General features: G+C 41.8%; 12 protein-coding genes. 10 read left to right on the top strand and 2 right to left on the bottom strand.

Annotated elements, in window-relative coordinates:
* Positions 1-17 precede the first annotated feature (17 nt).
* Together NBH06_RS07670 and rpiB are read left to right on the top strand one after the other, a co-directional pair.
* On the top strand, positions 18-1901 hold the full coding sequence (locus NBH06_RS07670; protein WP_008862679.1) for a GxGYxYP domain-containing protein: 1884 nt from the start codon (positions 18-20) through the stop codon (positions 1899-1901).
* Positions 1902-2261: 360 nt separating this feature from the next.
* The gene (gene rpiB / locus NBH06_RS07665) at positions 2262-2717 is read left to right on the top strand and encodes a ribose 5-phosphate isomerase B (RefSeq protein WP_250793604.1); all 456 of its coding nucleotides are present in this window, start codon (positions 2262-2264) and stop codon (positions 2715-2717) included.
* A gap of 14 nt (positions 2718-2731) precedes the next feature.
* Here the strand turns inward: rpiB and folB are convergent, their stop codons facing one another.
* Both folB and NBH06_RS07655 read right to left on the bottom strand, forming a co-directional pair.
* The gene (folB, locus tag NBH06_RS07660; RefSeq protein WP_250793602.1) at positions 2732-3085 is read right to left on the bottom strand and encodes a dihydroneopterin aldolase; all 354 of its coding nucleotides are present in this window, start codon (positions 3083-3085) and stop codon (positions 2732-2734) included.
* A gap of 20 nt (positions 3086-3105) precedes the next feature.
* A complete protein-coding gene (locus tag NBH06_RS07655; protein WP_250793600.1) occupies positions 3106-4011 on the bottom strand; it encodes an AraC family transcriptional regulator in 906 nt (301 codons plus the stop codon).
* Between the two features lie 144 nt (positions 4012-4155).
* Here NBH06_RS07655 and NBH06_RS07650 point away from each other — a divergent pair, with 144 nt between their 5' ends.
* From NBH06_RS07650 to NBH06_RS07615, 8 genes are all read left to right on the top strand, one after another.
* Positions 4156-7491 (top strand): DUF5107 domain-containing protein, encoded by a 3336-nt coding sequence (locus NBH06_RS07650; protein WP_250793598.1) that lies wholly within the window; start codon positions 4156-4158, stop codon positions 7489-7491.
* A 28-nt stretch (positions 7492-7519) separates the two neighbouring features.
* Positions 7520-8914 carry a sugar porter family MFS transporter gene (locus NBH06_RS07645; protein WP_195634539.1) on the top strand — a complete coding sequence of 465 codons (1395 nt, stop codon included), beginning with the start codon at positions 7520-7522 and terminating at the stop codon, positions 8912-8914.
* 41 nt (positions 8915-8955) lie between these two features.
* Entirely contained in the window at positions 8956-11112 is a 2157-nt protein-coding gene (locus tag NBH06_RS07640) for an alpha-galactosidase (RefSeq protein ID WP_502800950.1), read from the top strand.
* Positions 11113-11153: 41 nt separating this feature from the next.
* Positions 11154-14213, top strand: a complete 3060-nt coding sequence (locus NBH06_RS07635; protein ID WP_250793594.1) for a SusC/RagA family TonB-linked outer membrane protein — start codon at positions 11154-11156, stop codon at positions 14211-14213.
* A gap of 19 nt (positions 14214-14232) precedes the next feature.
* On the top strand, positions 14233-15792 hold the full coding sequence (locus NBH06_RS07630; protein ID WP_250793592.1) for a RagB/SusD family nutrient uptake outer membrane protein: 1560 nt from the start codon (positions 14233-14235) through the stop codon (positions 15790-15792).
* A gap of 90 nt (positions 15793-15882) precedes the next feature.
* Positions 15883-17766: a T9SS type A sorting domain-containing protein gene (locus tag NBH06_RS07625; protein WP_250793590.1), complete on the top strand. Its 1884-nt coding sequence runs from the start codon at positions 15883-15885 to the stop codon at positions 17764-17766.
* 107 nt (positions 17767-17873) lie between these two features.
* Entirely contained in the window at positions 17874-20234 is a 2361-nt protein-coding gene (locus NBH06_RS07620) for a T9SS type A sorting domain-containing protein (RefSeq protein ID WP_250793588.1), read from the top strand.
* A gap of 38 nt (positions 20235-20272) precedes the next feature.
* Positions 20273-22702, top strand: a complete 2430-nt coding sequence (locus NBH06_RS07615) for a glycoside hydrolase family 2 TIM barrel-domain containing protein (RefSeq protein WP_250793586.1) — start codon at positions 20273-20275, stop codon at positions 22700-22702.
* Positions 22703-22720 lie beyond the last annotated feature (18 nt).

Below are 22720 nucleotides of genomic sequence, written 5' to 3'. Positions count from 1 at the left end.
AAATAAAACATAGAAAAATGATAAATAGATATTTAAAAATCGTAGCTGTATTATTGTTGATGATATATACGGCTTTTGCCAATGCGGAAATCGGTATTTATGATCTACGTTATACACTCAATACCGACTTGAATACCAAAGAAGGACTCGATGTAGCTTGGGACGATGTTCATGCGGTCTCTACTTTGCAAGGAGTGGTAAACAGGGATGCTCCCCGGTTGTATGTTTACTTTGTAATGGAGGGTAATCACGATATCGATGGTTATTGGTGGAATAAATATCGTCAGAAAGGTGAATGGTTGTATGGACGTGAGACACGGACATACCAGACAATGGAGGATTTATTCACGGTATATGCTCCTTATATAGAGGGGGTAGTCGTTTATGATGGAAACATCGCCTCTACCAGTAATGTGGCATCCTCGGTAGCAGGAATTGAAAATTTGGTGGCTATTCGTTATGATGAAACTCCGGGAAGTTTGTATGATCGTCTTGTATTGCACGGGCCTAAATTGCCGGTAAAAAGATGGTTGTTGAACCCTGATGGCACTTCTATGTTTACCGGTAAGAAAGGGACAAAGATTCCGGGAACGGAACGCTACTCTACCGGATCCTTGAAGAACGATCCTTATGTTTGGTTTATAGAGAAGTATATGAAAACCGGAAAGTGCAATACGGAGTTTGCCGCTTATTACATTGATCAGTATTGGAAGCAGAAACCTTTTGCCACCGTAAGGAATCACCACACTTTGTGCAACCACGATTTTTTTGTAAGTAAAGGAGCCTTTTTCTTCGATTTATCTCCGTGGGGAGATGAACCGGCCACTGATGATCCTACCCAAGCTGTTGGCACTGATTTGAATACACTGAAAGAAATGTTGCTGTTGGCTTATCGGCAAAATAACAATGAAAAGATGTGCTACATAGGAGGTTTTCCTGCGTGGGCTTATAAATACACAATGCATGCTTCTGGTAGCCACGATGATGTGCCTACGGAATGGGAGTTCAGCCGTATCATCAGTGCATACAATGCTTTTAAGGATGCAGATGCTATTGGCTATGGCGCATTGGCGAATGCCTCTTTTTGGCAACATTTCCCTACCAAAAAGCAATATACTCAAAATTGGATTTCTCATAAAGAATTAAGAGAAAGAGGGTTGTTGACGGCTGACGGTAAAGTAAATGTAGATGGCAGGAATTTTATTATTTTTTATGTCGGCGATTATGATGCTTCCGCATGGATATCACAAAGAACACCTTCTATATGGGACGACCCGAACCGTGGAAAATTGCCTCTGATGTGGTGTATCAGTCCCGTATTGGCTGAGCGCGTGCCCCATATTATGCATAACTTCCGCACAACGGCCACTGAAAATGATTATTTCGCTGCGGCCGATAATGGAGCGGGATATATCATGCCTGGTATGTTGCAAGAACCGCGAGAGTCTGGGCTTCCGTCCGGTTTGGAAACATGGGGTAAGCACTGTAAAAAGTATTATAAGAAATGGGGATTGTCGATTACCGGTTTTGTTATTGACGGACATGCCCCGGGATTGAATAAAGAGGGTTTGGACTGTTATGCTTCTTTTAGCCCGAATGGTATTGTGCCTCAGAAGATTGCAACCGCCCTGTTACATGGCAATATGCCTGTAATACGAGCCGATTTGGACATCAATGACGGTGACCCGAAAGTTGCCGCCAAAAGAATCGTGGAACGTGTAAAAGAGCGTTCTGCATTACCGTTCCATTGGTTTCGTAATATTCTGAAACAACCTACTTGGTATTGTGAGGTGATGAATGAGGTGAAAGCGCAAGATGATAGTATTGTATTGTTAGATGCACCTGCATTTTTCGAATTGTTGCGTATCTATTTGAAAGAACATGGTTCGGTGATAGAATAAGAGCTGTTTGAATTTGTCTTAGAGTAATATAGAAAGATTGTATATGTGAGAGATTTTCGTGGCTTCTGCTGTGCCGGACAGATATAGAAAGTGAGATAAAAAGCTATGGGTAAGCAAAAAGCGAGGGCACTTTTCAACCCGTCAATTCTCTGTTTTTTCGACAGAGAGGAAGAATGTTGCCCGACAAAACCTTATATCATTGACTTGTACTTCCCTACTTTATTATATTTGAATCGGTCTATATCTCAAAATATTTCGTATTTTTGTATCCGTGGGATGCAAAAACAGGGGTGTTTGGACATCAAGATGCCGACTTTGTGTTTTTATTCCCTATTATAGTTTAATTGAACTGCAAAATTTATGAGCATATTAAAAGAGGGAAAGCCGGTGGGATTAGCATGTGATCATGCCGGTTATGAGATGAAACAGATTGTTATGCAGGAACTTGATGTTCGAGGTATTGCATATAAGGATTTCGGGACATATTCGACAGCAAGTTGCGACTATCCCGACTTCGCACATCCTCTGGCTTTGGCTGTGGAAGCGGGTGAATGTTATCCGGGTATCGCTATTTGCGGTAGTGGAAATGGTATAAATATGACTCTGAACAAACATCAGGGAATCCGTGCGGCATTGTGCTGGACGACTGAGATTGCAGCATTGGCTCGTCAACATAATGATGCTAACGTGTTAGTTATGCCCGGCCGATTTATTTCGGGAGAACTTTGCCGAGAGATAGTCGACGTATTTTTGAATACCGATTTCGAGGGCGGTCGCCATCAAAGGAGAATCGACAAAATACCTGCTGACCGTTAGTTTGGGAAGAAGGTCTACCATTCGACAATGACCGACACATCGCGAATGTCGCCGGGGATTGGAGGCTTTTCTTTGGTAACGATTAATCGACCTCCTGTTATTTGTGGATAATGAGAACGAAGCGAGTTGATGATTCGCCCTGCAACGTGTTCAAGTAAGCGAGAGGGTATGGCCATTTCGTCAGAAATGATTTTACAGACTTCTGCGTAGTTGAGTGTATCGGTCAGTTCGTCCGTAACGAGAGCTCGGGAGAAGTCCGTATAAAGAGTGGTCTCTATTTTGAAATAGTTCCCTACTTTTTGTTCTTGGGGCAGTACTCCGTGATGGGCGTAGAAGCGCAGGGTCCCAATGTGAATGGAGGTTCTCATACAAATGTGGTTTTATTGAGTCAAATTGTATCTTTTGTTTGGACCATTTTGCGGTATTTTAATGGGGGTATTCCTATTTTTTTATAGAAATTCTTTGAAAAATGAAATTGGTCAAAATAATTTAATTTGAAAGCGATTTCTTTAATTTTTAAATCAGAATCTCTGAGGTATTTACAGGCTCTTTGGATTTTTAGATTAGAAAAATATTCCATAGGTGTTACTCCGGTTTCCGTTCTGAAAAGGGCATTGATTCGAGTTATGGAATAACCACTGAAATCGGCAATATCACTAAGGGTAATTTTTTCTTCTAAATGATCTTTCATGAATTGTATACATTTTTGGATATTGTCGATTTTCCCGATGGTTTTTATTTCCCGAAATGATTTTATATATTTTAGAGAGGCTAAAAAATGCATTAGACAGAAAGATGTGTATTGAAGATTTTCGGGGTCATATATATCGTGTTCGATGTTACGATATATCTCGGCGAATAATATGAGTCGATCTTGGATACGGCTGTTGTCGGCATCTTTTATTTCAATGCTGCGCCCCATGATTGAATTGAAAAAAGGCGCATTTGTTCCTTTAAAATGAAGCCAATATATGCTCCATGATTTCTTATCGCCCGATCCATATGCATGTTTCTCATAGGGCGGTAGTATAATGAATTGGTCTTTGGCTAATGTCATGCGTTCTCCATTGTATTCTACCCAACCAATTCCGTTTTCACAATATATAAATATGTATTGTTCTGCTCCGATAGGTCGTTCTCTATAATGACATTTGGCATTTGGGTAATATCCTATATGAGTGACATACAATTGTTCTGTAACGGGGTTGTTTATTATAGAATCCAATAAATCAGCAGGAATGATAATCTCCCTTTCTCCCGGAAATCCAGATGGAATAAAAGTTTTGATACTCATATTATTAGATATTATATGGCAAATATAAGAATATAATATACATATTTTCAAATATTACATACATTTTTTCCCCTTGCTTTCAAGTTTATATTTGCCATATATTTGTAATATTAAAAAGAATATTCAAAAAGATATGTTTATATCATGGAAAATATCACAAAATATCTTATCAAAAGTACTGTAAAGAAAAGCGAAGTAAAGGCTTGGGAAGAAACCGTTATGTTGCCGACTTATGAGATCGGTAAAGAGGAGAAAAATCCGGTTTTTATAGAAAAGAGAGTTTATCAAGGCAGTTCGGGAGTGGTATATCCCTATCCGGTAGTGGAAAAAATATGTGATGAAAAGAAGGAGAAAGCTTATCGTGCTGTTTTCTTGGAAAACGAATATCTGAAAATAATGATTCTTCCCGAGCTTGGTGGTCGGGTTCAAATGGCGTACGATAAAATTAAACAACGTCATTTCGTATATTATAATCAAGTAATCAAGCCGGCACTCGTGGGGTTGACTGGTCCGTGGATTTCGGGTGGTATCGAATTTAACTGGCCTCAACATCACCGTCCTTCGACATATTTGCCAACGGAATGTACGATAGAGGAATTTCCTGATGGAAGTGTTACGGTGTGGTGTTCTGAGGTGGAACGAATGTTTCGCACAAAAGGAATGGCTGGGTTTACCCTGTATCCGGGAAAAGCATATCTTGAAATAAAAGCGAAAGTATATAATCGCACCTCGTTACCGCAAACGTTCTTGTGGTGGGCGAATCCTGCGGTTGTAGTCCATAAGGATTATTATTCGGTGTTTCCGCCCGATGTGAATGCCGTGTTTGACCATGGTAAACGTGCGGTATCGAGTTTCCCTATTGCTACCGGAGTTTACTATAAACAGGATTATTCTTCGGGTGTGGATATTTCGAAGTATAAAAATATTCCGGTTCCTACCTCTTATATGGCAATCAATTCCAAGTATGATTTTGTGGGAGGATACGAGGAAAACGTAGAGGCTGGTCTGTTGCATGTGGCCGATCATCATGTCAATGCGGGTAAGAAGCAATGGACATGGGGGTGTGGGGATTTCGGACAGGCTTGGGATAGAAACTTGACCGATGAAGATGGCCCTTATATAGAACTTATGACGGGTATGTATTGTGATAATCAGCCCGATTTTACATGGTTGCAACCGTATGAGGAGAAAGAGTGGAAGCAATATTTCATGCCTTACAGTGCTGTCGGTATGGTGAAAAATGCGACAAAAGAGGCGATTGTTACACTAAAAAAGAATGAGGATAAAGGAGAAGTAATCCTCTACACGACAAGTGTATATAAAAGTGTGAGAATTCTGGTGACATGTGGTGGAAAAGTCTATTTGGATAGTATTCACGACATGTCTCCTGCCGAACCGGTAAAAGAATCGTTCGCTTTAAATGGTGTCGAATTTGATTCTTTAAAGTTATGCGTATACGATAATAATGGTAAGGTGTTGGTAGAATATGAGGCCGAAAAAAAGGAAATCAAACCTATCCCCGATCCTGCGAAAGCAGCCAAAGATCCCAAAGATATCGCAAGCATAGAACAATTGTATCTGACCGGGTTACATTTGGAACAGTATCGTCATGCTACGTATAATCCTACCGATTACTATATGGAGGCTTTGTCTCGTGAACCGGGTGATGTGCGTTGTAATAATGCCATGGGGTTGTTCTTGATGCGTAGAGGCCAGTTCGCAAAAGCTCAACCTTATTTTGAGGCTGCCATCGCCACATTGATAGAACGCAATCCCAACCCGATTGACGGAGAACCTCATTACAATTTGGGTTGGAGTCTTAAAATGCAAGGTAAGTTTGACGAAGCTTATGATGCTTTTTTTAAAGCGACTTGGAGTGCTGCCCAACAAGATTCCGCATATTACGCTCTTGCCCAAATTGATTGTATTAGAAATGATTTCGAGAAAGCTCTCGAACATATCGATCGTTCATTGGTGCGTAACTGGCACAATCATAAAGCACGTCAGTTGAAAGCAAGTATTCTTCGCAAATTGGGTAAAAAAGAAGCTGCGGCTACGCTCATAGCAGAGTCTCTCTCGATAGATAAGTTTAATATAGGATGCCGATTCGAGCTTTATTTGCTTGGTGGGGAATCTGCGCAACAAGCTCTCGACGAGATGATGGCTTTGATGAATGAGACGACATCGGTACATTCTTATATCGAGTATGCGTTGGATTTTGCCAATGCCGGACTTTATGCGGAAGCTGAGCGACTTCTCCTTTTGTGGGTAAACAAAAACGATGGAATAGTATATCCGATGGTTTATTATGCACTTGGTTACTTTGCATCGAAATCGGACGATGTGCTTAAAGCTATCGATTATTACAAGAAAGCGTCTCAGATGGCTCCCGACTATTGTTTCCCTAATAAATTGGAAGAAGTTCTTATGCTGCAAGATGCAAATAGATTGCAACCGAATGATTCCAAAGCATGGTATTATCTTGGAAACTTTTGGTATGGAGCTCGTCAGCACGATGAAGCTATCGCTTGTTGGGAACGTTCGGTAGAACTTGACGATCAATTCCCTACTGTTTTGCGTAATCTTGCATTGGGATATTACAACAAACGCAACAGGAAAGAAGATGCGTTGGCTTGTCTTGAAAAAGCGTTTGCTCTCGATACGAACGACGATCGCATTTTGATGGAATTGGATCAACTCTATAAGAAGTTGCGTCGTCCGCATAAAGAACGTTTGGCATTCCTTGAAAAGCATCTCGATTTGGTGGAGAGACGCGACGACCTTAGTGTAGAGCGTGTTACCTTATATAATCAATTGGGCGAGTATGAAAAAGCCAAATCTTTGATTGCTTCGAGAAAATTCCATCCGTGGGAAGGCGGAGAGGGTAAGATTTCTGGACAGTATATAATCTGCCGCATTGAATTGGCGAAAAAGGCAATTGCCGAAAAACGTTATCAAGATGCTATCGATTTACTTAGAGAGACAGAATACTATCCTTTCAATCTTGGAGAAGGAAAACTCGCGGGAGCCGAAGAAAACGATATACATTATTTTATGGGTTGTGCCTATGAAGGATTGGGTGATAAGGAAAATGCTGAACTTTATTTTGGAAAGGCTACGGTCGGTTCAGCCGAACCTGCGATTGCATTCTTCTATAACGACCAACAACCTGACAAGATATATTATCAAGGACTTGCTTGGCGTAAGTTGGGAGACGAAAAGAAAGCTCGAAGCCGTTTCAATAAGCTTATCAATCATGGGGAACAGCATCTCTTCGACCATGTGAAAATCGATTACTTTGCTGTTTCTCTACCCGATTTGTTGATTTGGGAGGACGATCTCAATCTGCGCAACCAGATACATTGTAATTTGGTGATGGGGCTTGGATATTTGGGCTTGAACGATAGAAAGACAGCAGAAAGATTTCTCGGAAAAGTGAGAGAGCTCGATATCAACCATCAAGGATTGAATGTGCTGTGAAAGAAACTGACTCTTAAAATTTATACACATGAATGCACAATATAAGAAAGGTTTTGTCTATTTTATATGCCTTGTATCCGCAATGGGCGGATTGTTATTCGGTTACGACTGGGTAGTAATAGGCGGGGCGAAGCCGTTTTATGAACCGTATTTTGGAATTACCGATGATAACACGATGCGGGCCGTGGCGATGAGTGTGGCTCTGCTGGGGTGTCTTGTAGGAGCTATGATAGCAGGGGTACTGGCCGATAAATATGGACGGAAACGTCTGTTGATAGTTGCGGCTTTGGTATTCTTTTTTTCTTCGCTAAGTACCGGCATGGCGGATTATTTTGTGATTTTTGTCATATCGCGTTTTATCGGAGGGATAGCTATTGGGCTCGCAGCCGATGTCTCTCCTATGTATATAGCCGAGATTGCACCGAGAAGTGTGAGGGGCAAGCTGGTTTCACTCAATCAGTTAACTACTGTGCTGGGGATATTGTCAGCTCAAATCGTCAATATGCTTATCGCAGAATCGGTCGCTCCTGATGCTACCGTAGCGGATATTGCAGCCTCTTGGAATGGAACAATGGGGTGGCGATGGATGTTTTATGCGGTCTGTTTTCCTTCGTTCCTCTTTTTTGTTTTAGTCTTTTTTATTCCTGAAAGCCCTCGTTGGCTGATTCAAAAAGGAAATGAGCGTCAGGCCATGATTGCATTGGAACGGATAGGCAATCGAGAATATGCATTGGCTGAGTGTGCCGGTTATCGCGAATCGGATGCAGAAGCGAAGAAACATGGTAAGGGAGCGGTCAAACAGCTATTTTCGAAAAAAATGCGTCTTGTGCTATCCATAGGGTTGGTTATTGCCGTATTTCAGCAATGGTGCGGAATCAATGTCATATTTAACTATGCACAAGAGATATTTCAAGCGGCAGGTTATGGTGTATCCGATATTTTGATGAATATCGTTGTCACAGGCATTGCCAATCTTATATTTACATTCGTGGCTATTTTTACGGTAGAGAAGCTCGGTCGTAAAAAATTGATACTGATAGGCTCTGGCGGTTTATTATTTATTTATAGCATTCTGGCATGGTGTTATTTCGTTCATGCAAGCGGTATATTCATGATTATATTGGTTGTGTGTGCGATAGGATTGTATGCCATGTCATTAGGTCCTATTGCATGGGTGTTGCTTTCAGAGATATTTCCCAATGCCGTGCGTGGGGTTGCTATGGCGGTTTGTACAGGTGCGTTGTGGGTAGCCAGTTTCTTGTTGACCTACACCTTCCCATTCCTCAATTCGGGATTAGGAACAGGAGGAACATTCCTGCTTTACACCTTTATTTGCCTATTGGGATTCCTCTTTACACTCAAATATATTCCCGAAACAAAGGGTAAATCACTTGAAGATCTTGAAAAAGAATTAGTTAAATAGAAACGATAAATCAAATAGACATGAAAACACTTGGAAGACAAATGCTGTGTTATTTGCTACTTTGTTTCGCAGTAACAACTTATGCCGAGGAGACGATATCCATAAATACGGATAATACCTCGTTAATTTATAAAGTAGATAAGGATAAAAAACTGAGACAAGTCTATTTCGGATCTTTTTTAGATGAGAAAGAGTCCGAGGCAACGCAGGTTACGAAATCCGATGCTTATCCTACTTTCGGAACCTCTTATGTCAATGAAGCGGCTTTACGTGCAGTGCATGGTGACGGAAATACTTCTACCGAACTCTATTTCGAGGGTGTGGAGCAAAATAAATTGAGCGATGATATAACCGAAACGATTATTACGCTTAAAGATGGTTATTTCCCGTTCACGGTGAAACTTTGTTTCAAATCTTATGCTCAAAATGATGTGATAGAGCAATGGAGCGAAATCAGTCATACCGAAAAAAAGCCGGTAACACTTTATAACTATGCTTCATCACACTTGTTTTTCAACGAATCGTCTTATCATCTCACTCAATTCTGTGGTGAGTGGGCAATGGAGATGAACATGGTCGAGACTCAATTATCGAGAGGGGTGAAAAATCTTGAATCGAAATTGGGTGTGCGTTCCAACCAGCATTCGCATCCCTGTTTTTATCTTTCACTCGATGGCAAAGCTCAGGAAAAGGCAGGCCGGGTCGTAGGAGGAACATTGGCATGGCCGGGTAGCTATCGTCTTTCATTCGAAGTAGATCATCGTGAGAATTTACATATTATATCGGGAATTAATCCTTATGCTTCACAATATATACTTAATCCTAAGGAGGTGTTCAGAACTCCGGCTTTGCTGTATTCCTATTCGTCTAAGGGTACAGGAGACATTTCGAGACGTTTCCATCGATGGGCGAAAAAATATGGTATATATCGGGGCGATAAGACCAGAACTACTTTGTTGAATAATTGGGAAGCAACTTACTTCAATTTTGATGAAGAGGTTTTGAGTGGTATTATTAAGGATGCGGCAGACATGGGATTCGAACTTTTCTTGCTCGATGACGGGTGGTTTGCTAATAAATATCCTCGCGATAATGACAAAGCCGGTTTAGGTGACTGGGATTGTAACAAAAAGAAACTTCCCCATGGGTTGGGCTATTTGGTGAACGAGTCGAAGAAAAAAGGTATTAAATTCGGTATATGGCTCGAACCCGAAATGGTTAATCCCAAAAGTGAATTGTATGAAAAGCATCCCGATTGGGTAATCGGGCAACCGAATCGACCGCTCGATTTAAGTCGTAATCAGTTGATTCTCGATCTTTCTAATCCCAAAGTGCAAGATTTTGTTTTCGGGGTGATAGATAAAACGCTGAGCGAAAATCCCGGTATTGCCTATATCAAATGGGATTGTAATCGCTTTGTTACGAATTCGGGTTCTTATTTCTTATCCCCCGAGAAACAGTCTCATCTTTGGATCGGTTATGTGCGGGGATTATTCTCGGTTCTCGATAGGGTACGTGCCAAATATAAAGATGTTTCTATGATGTGCTGCTCTGGGGGAGGCGGTCGTATAGATTATGCCACTCTTCCCTATTTCGATGAGTTTTGGATTAGTGATAATACCGATGCCCTCGACCGTATTTTTATACAATGGGGGACTACTCAGTTCTTCCCTTCTATGGCACTAGCCAGTCACGTATCGGTTGTTCCCAATCACATCACAGGTCGTATCGTTCCCTTGAAGTTCCGTTTCGATGTGGCGATGTCTGCCAAATTGGGTATGGATTTGCAACCCAAAGATATGACCCCCGAGGATAAAGAGTTCTCGAAAAATGCGATTAAAGACTATTACAGTATCCGCTCAATTGTACAGTTCGGTGATTTGTATCGCCTACTTTCTCCATATGAGAATAAACGTACGGCTATGATGTATGTTACCGAAGACCAAAATGATGCTGTATTGTTCACATATCTTTTGAAGAAAAGTATCAACGGGAATACACAACCTTTGATTCTCGAAGGTCTTGACCCTGATAAAAATTATCGGGTAACGGAATTGAATAAAGAGACCAAAGGATATTCGTGGTTTACGCCGTTGGACGGAAAGGTATTTTCGGGCGACTATCTGATGAAATATGGCCTTCGCTTCACGATGTATAATGAATACGATAGTAAGGTGATACGCATTACGGCTGAATAAAACTAAATATATAGCATGGATAACACTAATTATTTTACATTATGAACAGGTTGAAATTATGTTTTATCACTTTGCTTTGTGTCCTACCGTTGTTCGGTTCGATGGCACAAAGTGTAAAAATTGAGGGTTCGGTTCGAGATTCTCAAACAGATGAACTATTGCCGGGTGTTAATGTAATGGTAAAAGGATCGTCTGTCGGTGCAATGACAAATATCGACGGTGCGTTCTCTATTACCGTTCAAAAGAGTTCTGTGCTTGAATTTTCTTTTATCGGATATGAGAAACAGGAGTATGAGGTAAAAGGAAATGCCAAAATTCAAGTAGAATTGAACCCTGTGGGAATCGCGATGGACGAGGTAATCGTTGTAGGTGCTTCCATGAAGAAAAGCGATTTGACAGGATCGGTCGCTAGGGTGACCGATAAAACCTTACAACAGATCCCTACCGCCGATTTGAATACTGCATTGCAAGGGAAAGTTGCCGGTGTATTTATCCAGAATAGTGCAAAACCCGGAGAGGCTGCCAGCATTAAGATTCGGGGAAATAACTCGATACAATATGGGACTTCTCCTATTTATGTCATAGACGGTTTGTTGGTTGATCAAGGTTTCGAGATGCTGAATCCCAATGATATAGCTACTATCGACGTATTGAAGGATGCTTCGGCGACTGCTATTTATGGAGCTCGCGGCGCAAATGGGGTTGTTGTAATTACCACTAAAAAAGGGCAAAAAGGTAAGGCCCGTGTTACTTATGACGGTTGGTATGGCTCGCAAAGTTTCAGCAAAGAGATGCCGTTGATCAATGGCTCTCAATTGCATGACCTCCGCGTAGAGGCATATATCAATGAGTTTAATAATACGACTAATTTACCGCCTGCCCGACGAGAAAAATACATAAAGGATAATTTCTTATCGACAACGGTTCCACCTAATACGATTTTTACAGAAGATGAAATGGAGGCTTACCTGTCGGGAAAAACGTATAATTGGCTTGATGCGGTTACTCAAAATGCATATCAGCAAAATCATGCGGTAAGTTTTTCTGGAGCTGGTGATAAGGGTTCTTACTTCATGAGTTTTAACTATAATCAGCAAGAGGGCTTAATGAAAAATGTAAGCTATGAGCGTTACACAGGTAAAATCAATCTCGATCAGATGGTAAAGCCTTGGTTGAAGGTAGGAACTAATACAACCTTCGTTTATCAGGTGGGACATCCTGTTGCAGATGACAATACTTTTCCTGTGGCGCTTAGAGCAGATCCTCTGTTACCGATATCAGGTGAATATTGGTATATGAAATATGGCACAGAAGAGAGCCAGAGCAATAATAATCCTATCAGGGACTTGAATGTGGTCAGAGATGCGAATCAAGCTCGTCTTATGAGTTCTAACTTTATCAATATCAATCCAATAAAAGGACTTGATATACGTTCGACCTTTTCTATTGATTATATGAGTAAAGAAGACTATACCTACTATTCTACCGAAACGACACAGTCCTATAAAGCGTCAGCCGATGGGCAGGCTAAACATCGTAAGGATAAAATGTTGAATTGGCAGTGGGATAACACGGTTTCATACAAAACATTAATTAAAGAGAAGCATAGGATATCGGCTGTTTTGGGTGCTAATATGTCTTATTACGGTCAAAATTGGAATAGTCTTGATGTGAAGGGTTTTGGTAATGACTTTTTCTCATATAAGGCAATAGCCGGAGCTTCGAAGAAAGAGGATTTCGGCGTTAATTCAGATTTTTGGACTTACTCTATGGCTTCTGTATTCTTGCGTGCGGGATATGTATACGATAGTCGCTATTATGTCACGTTTACAGGTCGTTATGATGGTTCATCTAAATTCGGAACCAATAATAAATGGGGATTCTTCCCTTCGGTATCTGCTTCGTGGAATATTACAGGAGAGGAGTTCATGCAGTCGCAGAATGTCATTAATAACCTAAGACTTCGGGTAGGCTATGGTTTGGCTGGTAATCAAAATATTCCCAACTATGGTTACCAAACGCTTTATGATGTAAGAGCTACTCTTGGTACGAGTGCGTTGATTAACTGGGGACGGTATGGTAACCCCGATTTACGCTGGGAAAAGCAGAAACAAATTAATGTGGGATTGGACTATGGCATGTTTAACGATCGTTTGAGCTTTACACTCGATTTATTTCATATTGATAACGAGGATTTGTTGATGACCATTAGTAAGTCGCCGTCTTCGGGATACCTTGATCAATTAGCCAATGTAGGCACGCTTCGGAATAGAGGTATTGAATTTTCGATAAATGCCACTCCTATTCGTACAAAGGACTGGAATTGGAATATCGGATTTAATATTTCTGCCGATCGCAATAAGATTATCAAATTGGACGGGCAGGCTCAGGAAATCTATAAATTAGGTGGTATGTCGAATAACGAGATACAGACCGAGGGTAACTTGTTTGTGGGTGAGTCGTTGAATACGATTTATATGTATCTGTTCGACCGGATTATACAGGAGTCGGATATGGATTATGTGAACTCTCTCGAATTGGGTTCTCGGACGGCACAACCCGGAGATATTTTGCCGTTGGATAGAGATCATAACGGCATTATTAATGATAAGGACCGTACGGTCGTGGGGGTTAAAGACCCTAAATTCTATGGTGGTATCCATACGACTGTAAGTTGGAAAGGTTTGGAATTGACGCTTGTCGGGAATTATTCGTATGGAGCCAAGAAAACGAGTTTCTTGTATAATTCATTGGTTACCAGTGATGGAAGAAGTGCAGCTCATAAAGATATATTGAATCGTTGGACACCGGAGAATACGAATACATTGATACCGAGAGCTTATCATGCGTTTAGCGGATTCGGGTACGGCAGTACGAGCCTATGTTTGCAAGATGCCTCGTTCTTCCGGTTAAGTTCGGCTACGTTGGCTTATACGTTCCCTCGTAAATTGATCAATAAGATTTACCTTGACAATCTTCGCATCTATTTTACGGGAAGTAATCTCTTTACTGCGACGAAATACAAAGGATTCGATCCTGAAACCGGGGATTGGTATCCCAATATGCGTATGTATGTTGTCGGTCTAAATATATCATTCTAAGAAATTAAAAGTTAGGAATATGAAAACTAATAGATATATCGTTATAGCGTTGCTTCTGTCGATTTTTGTATCGTCTTGCGAAGACGGTTTTTTGAAGCAAGATCCGCAAACCAGTTTGTCGAGCGAACAGGTTTTTGAAAAACCAGAGAATGTGCAAGCTTTTGTTTATGGGCTGTACTATCAATGGCGTGCGACTCGTGTGAATCGGAAAGGTTTTTACACGATTTTAGGAACCGATGAGGCTCAGCAGGGTGAGTATCAGGTAAGGACAAATGCTATGCAGGCGGCGTTCGATAAATATGACGGATATTATGATTCTGAAAATACTTCTATTGCAGAGGCTTGGAATATTCGTTGGCCGGTGGCTGTGCAAGCAAGTGAGGGGTTATGGCATATCGATCGATTGTTGAAATCTGCTTCTGCCGATGAAGCCGAGCAGTATAAGGTGTTCTTGGGACAGATATCTTTTTATCGGGCATGTATTCTTTTTGAGTTGACTCAATATTGGGGCAAATTACCATTGCCCAATATCGTAGACGGCCAGAATCAGTTGGGGCCGCGCAAAGAATTGCAAGAAGTCTACAAGATGATTACAGATGATTTGAAGGTATCTCTTACTTACTTGTCGGAAAAAAGAGCGGCCGATGGACGTATCCCTACGATTTGGGCCGCAAAAATGTTGTTGGCGAAGGTATATATGTCGGCTCCTGTGGAGTCAGGATATAGAGATTTCGGTGAAGCGCAGATTTTGCTGGAAGATTTGAAAAGCAGAGGCGGATTTGTTCTTGAAAACAATTATGCCGATTTGTTCGATGCCAACAAAGTAATGGGAAATTTACCGTCTCAGGCCAGTACAGAAGAAATATTCACGTTTTATTTCAATAATGTATGGCCCGATTCTAACGAGGCTCAATGGTATGCAGGCACTCGTGCTTGTTCCGGAGATCCCAATTGCATGTATGGAGGATATGATTTTGTTTTACCGACTGATTATTGCGTGAATATATACGAGCCGGGAGACTTGAGAAAAGATGCCAGCATACGCTCCGATTTTATTTATAAGGGCAAACAGCCTGTTCCATCTGCTGGTTTTGGAGAAGACCAATTGAAGCCCCATTTCAAAAAGTTTGAAGATGTGCGTATCGATGGAACTAAGTCTTTTTATTATACGGGTGGAAATATGTACTACTTCCGTTATGCCGATGCGTTGTTGATGTTGGCCGAATGTATGAACGAGACAGGAAATACGTCTGGTGCTGTTACATTGGTGAATACGACTGTTCGCTCTCGTGCTTTCGGTGGAACGGTTCCGGCTCAATATGTTTGGGACACGGGTATGTCTGCTGAAGAATTCCGCACGAAAATACTCGATGAGCGTATGCGTGAACTCGCTTGCGAGGGTTGGCGGCGTATGGATCTTGTGAGAACCGGACATTTTGAAGAGTATATAAAAGTGAGAAACCGTTGGCAGGCTTTGGCTTCGACTATTGGAGCGCAACATCGCTTATTCCCTGTGCCGATGGTAGAAATAAAACAAAATCCTCATTTGGAAGATGATCAAAATCCCGGGTTGAATTAAGCGACTATATATTCTCTATCGGTGGGATTAAGAGGTCTGTCTTACCGATAGAGAAATAAAAATAGACCTCGCCATAAAAACACTATGAATATGAAAAAATTATTAATCTCTTTGGCTCTTGTAGGAACTGTATTTTCAGGCTTTTCTACAAATTCGGTGAATTGGGAAATTTTACGAAATCCGGTGGACGGGGAGAGTGGATTCCCGATGACTGCTTCCGGTCGCCAGTTGTTTGCCGATTTTAACAACGATGGCATTATGGACTATTTTATTATTGCTGGACAGAATACACCTAGTATGGGCTTGTTCAAAGGCAATGCCGATGGAACGTATACCGATGTTACTGCGGTGTCGGAAGATTTGTATGCAAAAAATCAAAGTTCGGCCGTGTTTATCGATATTAACAACGATGGTAATCTCGATTTGATTACTGTCGGGAAAGTCGGTAGCGATGCGTTTACGGACATATTTATGAACAGCGGTGCTCCCGATTATAAATTTGTGGCCGACTGGAATATGATAGAGGCTTTTCCCGGTCTTTGCACCGAATCGAATGACAACGGCTCTAAGCTACTTGCCGCTTTCGATTACAATAATGACGGTTGGACCGACTTGCTTATCAACGGAAGTGCCGGCGGAGTGTGGGAGGAAGTTTCCGGAGGAACGGGACAAGGCCGTGTGTGCGCCATTATGAAAAATGTAGGAGGCTCGTTCGAGTTGGTGAAAAACCCGGTTAACGGAACAGAAAATTTCATCGGTGTTAATGGCGGATCGGTTGATGTGGCCGATTTCAACAATGACGGTTGGATAGATATGGTGGTTACCGGGTATCACGATACCTATAAATCGGTGACAAAATTGTATAAGAATAACGGGAACGATACTTTTACAGAAGTGACAGGTATCGACTTCGTGGGACATCAACAAGGAGAGACCGCTTTTATCGATGTGAACAACGACGGATATGCCGATATTATTGAGATAGGCCGTGACGTAAATAATGGTTGGGCCGCTTTCGGGAAATTGTATGTCAATAATCAAGATGAAACATTCACTCGTCATGAGGAAGCCGAGACCAATTTCTTCGGTGGTGGTTGTGCTTTGGCGATTGGCGATGTGAATAACGATGGGTTGAATGATTATTTCATGACGGGTTGGAATACCAATGCCACCTTTATGTATAACAACGGGGATAATTCGTTTACAAAACAAAATCTTATTCCCGACGATGCTCGTTCCCGCGGAGGATCGACTACTTTCGTAAATATTAATAATGACGGTTTCCTCGATATGGGTATCTTCGGTTACCGTGATGGTGGTGGGGCAGATGGTGATGGATTGGGTTCTTGGCCCGATTATATCTTGTTCAACAAGGGAGGCGATGGAGTCGTTGCCAATGCCGCGCCTTCTGCTCCCCAGAACTTTACTGCCATTTACAATGAAAACAAAGGTTGCTATGAGTTGAGATGGGAAAAAGCTACCGACGATACGACTCCGGTCGAGGCAATTCGGTACAATATCTATGTCAAGAATCCCGATGGTAAGATAAATTTCATACTTCCTGCCGATAAAACCACTGGTGCGTTGAAAGTGTATGGGACGCAATATCCGTTGATCCCGGTTAATAAATATGATTTGTACATGCCTAAAACCGAGGGCGTGGAAATTGCGGTATCTGCTGTGGATAACGGCTGGTTGGCCAGTCCTTTCGTTGTAGGTTCTACTTCGGGCATCGAAAATGTTTTAGACAGAAACGATTACAAAGTGTATGCTGCCGGACAAACCGTGTATTTGCAAAACTCCTCGAACGAAGTTGCCGTATTTGAAATTTTGGGAATCGATGGAAGAGCATTGTCTCAATATCGTGTGGCTGCCGGTCAGAGCGTGAATTTCGATGTAAACACTGGCACCTATTTGGTAAAAGTTATCATTGGAAACAAACAATCTGTATCTAAGATAATCGCAGGCTTCTAATTCCTTTTTTGAACTTTGATTTACGCAGGGCGTAAATGTGTATAATTAAATTTTTAATCTAATCGCCGGGGAAACAAAATCCCCGGCGATTAAAAAACGCCAATAATATGAACCGACTCACCTCCCTTTTATTTTGTGTTATCCCCCTTTCTGTATCGGCTATCACGGTACAGGAAGGAGCTCTGAAATTAAATATTTCGGATGCAGATGGGCAAACGGATATTTATAAAAACGAAGTCTTGCTGATTTCCAAAAACCATGCTGTATTTAAGATAGATGAGACCGAGTATCCCGTAAACACATCATTGACATTTACCGGAGCGAATATTAAAGATTGTTCCGACTCATTCGGTTCGGGCAAGCGTGTCGATCTTGTGTATACGAACGGGAATCCGGCATTGACAGTTACGCATACTTATTATCTCTATTCGGGTCAAAACTATTTGTTGACCGAATTGAAAGTAGAGTCACCCGATGTGATAGCATCGAACTATATGTCTCCTTTGACCTCTACCGAGACAACGGCTTTCCTTCCCGCCGAGAACGGGACCAATGTGGCCTTGATTGTCCCTTATGACAATGACTGTTGGGTAGCTTACAACTCTAAGGTTTTTAGAGTGGAATCAACTTACACGAGCTATGAAGCGGGCTGCTTGTATAGCACGAAAAACAACAATGGTTTGGTGTTAGGCTCTATCGAACATGATAATTGGAAAACGGGAGTCGTCACGAAAGTCGATACACCCAATGCTATTACATCGCTCACTGTTTATGGAGGAATTAGCGACAATTATTCCGGGAAGACACCTACAACCCGAGATCAACTGCTCCATGGTAAAGTGAAAGGTACAACTGTGAAGTCACCGAAGGTAATGGTTGGTTATTTTGATGACTGGCGCGATGGAATGGAGGTTTATGGCGAGTTGAATGCCGTTGTGGCACCTAAACGTGCGTGGGATAAAGGAACACCGTTCGGCTGGAACAGTTGGGGAAATGCGATGTCTGATGTTTCGTATGCGATTGCTTCGAGTGTATCGGCTTTCTTTGCCGATAAACTGGCTCCCGAATTTACCAATGACAGTACCGTATATATCGGTCTCGATTCTTATTGGACAAATATCACGGCTCAAAATCGCCGTCGCTTTATTAGAGAATGTAAGGAACGTGGGCAAAAGCCGGGGATCTATTGGACTCCTTTTGTCGATTGGGGAGGTAACATGAATAAAGATGTGGAAGGAACCGACGGTAAATATAAATATGGAGATATTGTGTTGAAAATCAATGGGCAGCCAGCACAGTTCCCTGGTGGAAATAAAGGTTGGGCATTAGATCCTACTCACATCGGCACGAAGATGCGTATAGATTATTATATAGACCAATGGATTAAAGATGGTTATGAGTTCCTGAAAATAGACTTTATGACACACGGAACGTTCGAGGCCGACTCTTGGTATGATCCAGAGGTGACTACGGGAATACAGGCTTATAATCAGGGAATGAAATATCTTTCGGACAGAATAGGTGATAAGATGTACGTGAACCTTTCTATCGCACCTCTTTTCCCGGCGCAGTATGCCAATGGGCGTCGTTTTGCTTGTGATACATATGGAACGATGAACGATACGAAATATGCGCTTAACGCATTGACACATAGTTGGTGGACCGATCGTTTCTATTGTTATAACGACCCCGATTACATGGTCTTCGGTAAATTTACGGGTAATGGGGAATATCCGTCGGGCAGAACTTATACATTGCATTCGCCGGGAGAAAACCGAGCTCGGTTCACTTCGGTGGTAACTACGGGACTATGTTTGTTGGGGGACGATTTCTTGAACTGTACAGAGGAAGCGCGTGTTCGTGCACAGTCGATTGTCAAGAATGAAGAGATAAATCGTATCGGTAAAATAGGGAAGTCGTTTCGTCCTATCGTGAACGATTATTGGGGAACGGGTCAAGCCGATGCTTTTATGCATAGAGTTGCCGATACCCTTTATGTGGCCGCATATCACTTTACTACGTCTCCGACTCAAAAAGTTTTTAATTTGAAATATAGTGATTTGGGGCTTGCCGAAGGCGTGGTTTACACTGTACATGAACTTTGGACAGATAAAAAAGAAATGACAGATAAAACAGCAAATATATTGACGTTGAAAGTGCCTCGTTCCGATGCCAGAGTATTTAAGATTTATCCTGGAACCATATCTTCGGTAGAAGAGGCTGTGGCAGATAAAGATACTAAAATCTATCCCAATCCTTGTCATGATGAACTGTATATAAATAAATTGAATAACGAAAATAACTGCGATTATGACGTGTATTCTATTGCCGGGGAGAAACTGATTTCTTTGGACGATTTCGGTGGAGACGTGATTGATGTGAATCCTCTCGCCCCGGGCAGCTATATACTGGTATCTACCGATACCGTCACGAGGAATAGATTTGTTGCTTCGTTCATTAAAGAATAAACCGTAAAGTAGTTACCGATAAACACACAAAAAAGGTGATGAGAAGATTATCGCTTTTAGGATTATTGATTTTAACCCTTTCTCCTCTTTGCCTGAGGGCAACAGAGGCGAGGGTTATACAGAATATAGATTTCGATTGGTATTTCTACCCAGCCGATATACAAGGTTGTGAGATGGATAATAGTCGTTTTTTATCTTGGCGAAAAGTCGATGTCCCGCATGATTACAGTATCGAAGGAACTTATGATCAGAAAAATGGCCGTGAAAACGGATTTTTGCCGGGTGGCGGTGTCGTTTGGTATAAAAAAGAGCTCGAATGGAATCCTTTGTGGGAAGGTAAGAAGGTATTTATCGAGTTTGATGGAGCCTATATGAACAGTACGGTTTGGCTGAACGGTTATAAGCTAGGTTTCTATCCTAATGGTTATCTTGGATTTTCCTATGATCTCACTCCTTATTTAGTGAAAGGAACTAATGTTCTGTCGGTACGATTGGATAACAGTAGATTGCCGAGTGCGCGGTGGTATTCGGGCATAGGGATTTATCGTCATGTAAATTTGGTGACGACCGATCCGGTTCATATAGCTCGATTCGGAACGTGCATCCGAGCCGAGGAGATTTCGACCGAGTCGGCTCGGATATGTATAGAGACCGAGGTGAATAGTCCAGAGGCTTGTGAGGTTCCTATCAAGTTAATTTCTGTCATTCGGGACAGCCGAGGCCGTGAAGTCGGTAGAAGTCAACGCAATGGGCAAATCAGTTGTTATCAATCGACGTTGTTTGATACGATTTGTGTCGAAAATCCTCGATTGTGGAGTCCTGATACTCCCGAATGCTACTATATGGAGAGCTTTGTAGAGAAAGAGGGTAAGATCGTAGACAATTATACGACGCGTTTTGGTATCAGAAGACTGGAATATATACCCGAAAAGGGATTTAGACTCAATGGTATACCGACAAAAATGAAAGGTGTGTGCCTGCATCAAAATATGGGAGCTGTGGGAACGGCCTTGACAGAAGATATATGGCATAAACGCTTAATACAGTTGAAAAAAATGGGGGGTAACGCCATACGTACATCGCATTATCCCTATGCTCCCGAGTTTTATGCCATGTGCGACACACTTGGTTTTATGGTGATAGACGAACCGTGGGACGGCTGGTTCCATTGGTATGGTTGTCACAAAGTGCCTTATGATTACAGCAATGACTTTCTTGATTGGTGGGAAAAAGATCTTCCCGATTTTATAAAACGCGACCGAAATTGCCCGAGCGTGGTGATGTGGAGTTTGGGAAATGAGGTTTGGGGATATGATAGGCATATGTATTTGCAGTATAAGATGAATAAGATTTTCCATGATATGGATCCTACTCGTCCTACAACGCAGGCCTATTGTACAGACCTTTATATCGATATTGCGGGATTTAATGCCAATGGTGAATGCAATGGCGATATATCTGATTTCCATAAAAAGCAACCGCTTAAATTGGCTGTGGGAACCGAGATCCCTCATACTCGGCAGACTCGTGGGGTGTACCGCACGATTGGAACTCGTAAACCGTGGGATAAAGATGAGGTGTTGAACGAGCATGATGCTGCCAGAGTATTCCCTCTTACGAGTTTTACGACCGAAGAGGTATTCGATGGTATAGATACTCGTTATGCTTCGAGTTATGACAATCAGACCCGCCGTATATCGGTAAGGGAGCAATGGAAACAGACTCGTGACAATGACTTTTTTATAGGACAATTTGTCTGGACAGGATTCGATTATCTGGGAGAATCGTGGGGTTGGCCCGGAAGAACCAATAACTATGGTATCATAGACCTTGCCGGTTTTGAGAAAGATCATTATTATCTGTATCAGAGTTTGTGGAGCGATGAGCCTATGGTTCATGTATTGCCTCATTGGACACATCCGGGTAAAGAAGGAGTAGAAATACCGGTGGTTGTCTATACTAACGGTGATGCAGCGGAACTGTTCTATAATGGCAAATCTTTGGGGAGGAAAGATATGCATAGAGATTCTTTGCAGATTGTTTGGAATGTGCCGTATCGTCCGGGAACCATCAAGGCAGTAGCTTATAAAGACGGGCGGGTAATCGCCTCATGCTCTCACAAGACTGCCGGAAAAGCCTACTCCTTGAAATTGACGGCAGATAGAAAAACAATGAAATCCAATCGTAAGGATGTAGTTTTTGTGACCGTCGATGTAACCGATAAGAAAGGGAATTTTGTACCCTATGCCAATGTGGACGTGGATTTTGAGGTGAAAGGCGATTATAAACTTATTGGAGTTGAAAATGGAGATGTCTTGGATATTGCACCTCATAAAGTGCTTCATAGAAAAACCTTCAATGGTAAAGCGTTATTGATATTACAAGCGACCGACAATGCCGGCAGACTGCGGATACAGGCGAAAAGCCCGGGCTTGAAATCATCGAGTGTCGAGATAAATGTTATATAGTTTTATATTCTAATTACT

The organism is Barnesiella sp. B2-R-119, assembly GCF_023656675.1.
In the GTDB taxonomy this organism is placed as follows: Bacteria; Bacteroidota; Bacteroidia; order Bacteroidales; family Barnesiellaceae; genus Barnesiella; species Barnesiella intestinihominis.
Note: the sequence above shows the minus strand (reverse complement) of the source record. Positions and strands in the feature narration are given on the sequence as shown.

Bases quoted from the DNA above. Each gene is read 5' to 3' on its own strand.
- NBH06_RS07670 (WP_008862679.1), top strand. From the start codon at position 18: ATGATAAATAGATATTTAAAAATCGTAGCTGTATTATTGTTGATGATA.
- folB (WP_250793602.1), bottom strand. From the start codon at position 3,085: ATGAGAACCTCCATTCACATTGGGACCCTGCGCTTCTACGCCCATCAC.
- NBH06_RS07655 (WP_250793600.1), bottom strand. From the start codon at position 4,011: ATGAGTATCAAAACTTTTATTCCATCTGGATTTCCGGGAGAAAGGGAG.
- NBH06_RS07640 (WP_502800950.1), top strand. From the start codon at position 8,956: ATGCTGTGTTATTTGCTACTTTGTTTCGCAGTAACAACTTATGCCGAG.
- NBH06_RS07630 (WP_250793592.1), top strand. From the start codon at position 14,233: ATGAAAACTAATAGATATATCGTTATAGCGTTGCTTCTGTCGATTTTT.
- NBH06_RS07645 (WP_195634539.1), top strand. From the start codon at position 7,520: ATGAATGCACAATATAAGAAAGGTTTTGTCTATTTTATATGCCTTGTA.
- NBH06_RS07635 (WP_250793594.1), top strand. From the start codon at position 11,154: ATGAACAGGTTGAAATTATGTTTTATCACTTTGCTTTGTGTCCTACCG.
- NBH06_RS07625 (WP_250793590.1), top strand. From the start codon at position 15,883: ATGAAAAAATTATTAATCTCTTTGGCTCTTGTAGGAACTGTATTTTCA.
- NBH06_RS07650 (WP_250793598.1), top strand. From the start codon at position 4,156: ATGGAAAATATCACAAAATATCTTATCAAAAGTACTGTAAAGAAAAGC.
- rpiB (WP_250793604.1), top strand. From the start codon at position 2,262: ATGAGCATATTAAAAGAGGGAAAGCCGGTGGGATTAGCATGTGATCAT.
- NBH06_RS07620 (WP_250793588.1), top strand. From the start codon at position 17,874: ATGAACCGACTCACCTCCCTTTTATTTTGTGTTATCCCCCTTTCTGTA.
- NBH06_RS07615 (WP_250793586.1), top strand. From the start codon at position 20,273: ATGAGAAGATTATCGCTTTTAGGATTATTGATTTTAACCCTTTCTCCT.